This window comes from Streptomyces sp. NPDC005070 (assembly GCF_053600395.1).
In genome coordinates, this window is sequence record NZ_JBSFZS010000423.1 from 1 (window position 1) to 1,920 (window position 1,920).

Genomic DNA, 1,920 nt, shown 5'->3' on the forward strand with positions numbered 1-1,920 from the left:
GCGGCAGTAGAAGCCGCGGCCCGGAGGGAAGCCGGCGCGCAACCCCACGGCAGCGGTCACCTCGTCGGACATGAACTCGTCACCGAAGTCGTGAAGGGGCCGGGCAACCGCGGCGATGCAGTCGAAGATTTCCATGCGCCGAAGATCGCCCACCAAGACTCAGCAGGTCAAGGGATGTTTTCTGGTGAGACCCGTTAGCTAATCTATCGCTTCATGCTGGATATCCGCCGTCTGCACATGCTCAAGACCGTCGCCGCCCGAGGCTCCATCGCCGCGGCCGCCCAGTCGCTGGCGCTGTCCGCCGGTGCCGTCTCCCAGCAACTGGCCGTGCTGCGGCGCGAGGCGGGAGTGGACCTGCTGCGCCCCGACGGGCGAACCGTGGCCCTGACGGAAGCGGGCCGGACGCTCCTCCTGCACACCGACCGGATCCTCGCCGCCGTGCAGGAGGCCGAGAGCGCCGTCGCGGCGGTCAAGGGCACGGTCGGCGCCAACGCCACCCTCGCCGCACTGCCATCGACCGTCGCCCGGATCGTGGCCCCCGCGCTGACCGCGCTGGGATCGGACCACCCGCAGCTCACCGTGACCTGTCTCGTCACCGACCAAGCACAACTGAGGGAACTCACGCTCGGCACCGTCGACGTGGTGCTGGGACAGCGGTACCACCACCTGCCCGACGCCCTGCCCCGCGGCATCGAACTCTGCCCGCTGCTCGACGATCCGCTGCTCGTCGTCACCGCCGCCGACCGAGCCGACGGGCGGCCCGTCCCCCTGCGGGAACTGGCGACGCACAGTCTCGCCGTGCCACCACCGACCACGGAGTGCGGACAGGCCATCCTCCATGCCTGCCACCAGGCAGGCTTCACACCCACAACGCGCTACGTCACCGCCGACATCGCCGCCCAGCTCACCCTCGCACGGGCCGGCCTCGCCACCGCACTCCTCCCCCGGACCGCCATCGACCCGGCCACGGCCGGAATCCGTACCGCGCCCCTGGAGGACCACCCCGTCCAGCGTCAGCTGTTCGCCGCGACCCGTCGCACCGAGAGCGCGAACCCGACAACCACAGCCATCATCGCGGCGCTGCGCACGGCGACGCGGGAGAACCAGCCCTCGAACGTTCTGCCGACCTACCGGTAGTTACGCACGGGATGCACGGGCGCACCGGGCCCCAGGTCGCATGGGACGGCATCCCGCTGATCGGAAGGAAACTCTGCGAAGTTGACGCAGAAGTGATCCGCAACATTGAGAAGCACGGCCTGGGCTGGCTGGTCTACTGCCACGGGGGTCCGGGACCGGAGGGCTCAACATGTCCGTGCGCGCCAACCGAGCCGGTGACACCGTCGTCAGCGGGGCCCGCTTCTTCGCACCGGACTGGGAGAACCACTGACCCCGCACAGATGGCCCGGCCCGATCGGGGCAAACCCTCACGGGGCAGGCTGTGGGCCGGGGGTCGGCGACACGGCATGCGAGCGCGCGCGGGGCGGCAGATGATGGTGGTCATGTGACAGCCACGTCGGATATACGAGGAGGCGGATATCCATGAGCGGCTTCTCACCCGGTTTCCGTGGCCGCACGCACTCACTGGCGGATCGGTTGCCTCCTGGTCAGTACCCCACTGAGCAGTTCCCGGTGCTGTCGGCGGGACCGACCCCACGAGTGGAGACCGACACCTGGACCTTCGCCATCACGACCGAGTCCGGTGCCACCCGCGCCTGGACATGGCAGCAGATGATGGACCTGCCGCAGCAGGAGACGGTGACCGACATCCACTGCGTGACGCGGTGGTCCAAGTTCGACACCCAGTGGCGAGGCGTACCCGTGGACGCCTTCTTTGAGGACATCGAGACGGCTGCCGACTATGTCGTCGCCCAGAGCTACGGCGGTTATACAACCAACATGCCGCTGGCGGAAGTCCTTGAC

2 protein-coding genes are annotated in these 1,920 nt (G+C 68.8%); both read left to right on the forward strand.

Features of this window, described 5'->3' with window-relative positions:
• Positions 1–213: 213 nt before the first annotated feature.
• Entirely contained in the window at positions 214–1,137 is a 924-nt protein-coding gene (locus ACWEBX_RS39810; protein ID WP_451889584.1) for a LysR substrate-binding domain-containing protein, read from the forward strand.
• Positions 1,138–1,539: 402 nt separating this feature from the next.
• Positions 1,540–1,920 (forward strand): molybdopterin-dependent oxidoreductase (locus tag ACWEBX_RS39815; RefSeq protein WP_451889585.1); only part of this gene is annotated, 381 nt, incomplete at its 3' end.

Excerpts from the sequence above, each read along its gene's own strand:
- ACWEBX_RS39810 (WP_451889584.1), top strand. The coding sequence starts at position 214 with ATGCTGGATATCCGCCGTCTGCACATGCTCAAGACCGTCGCCGCCCGA.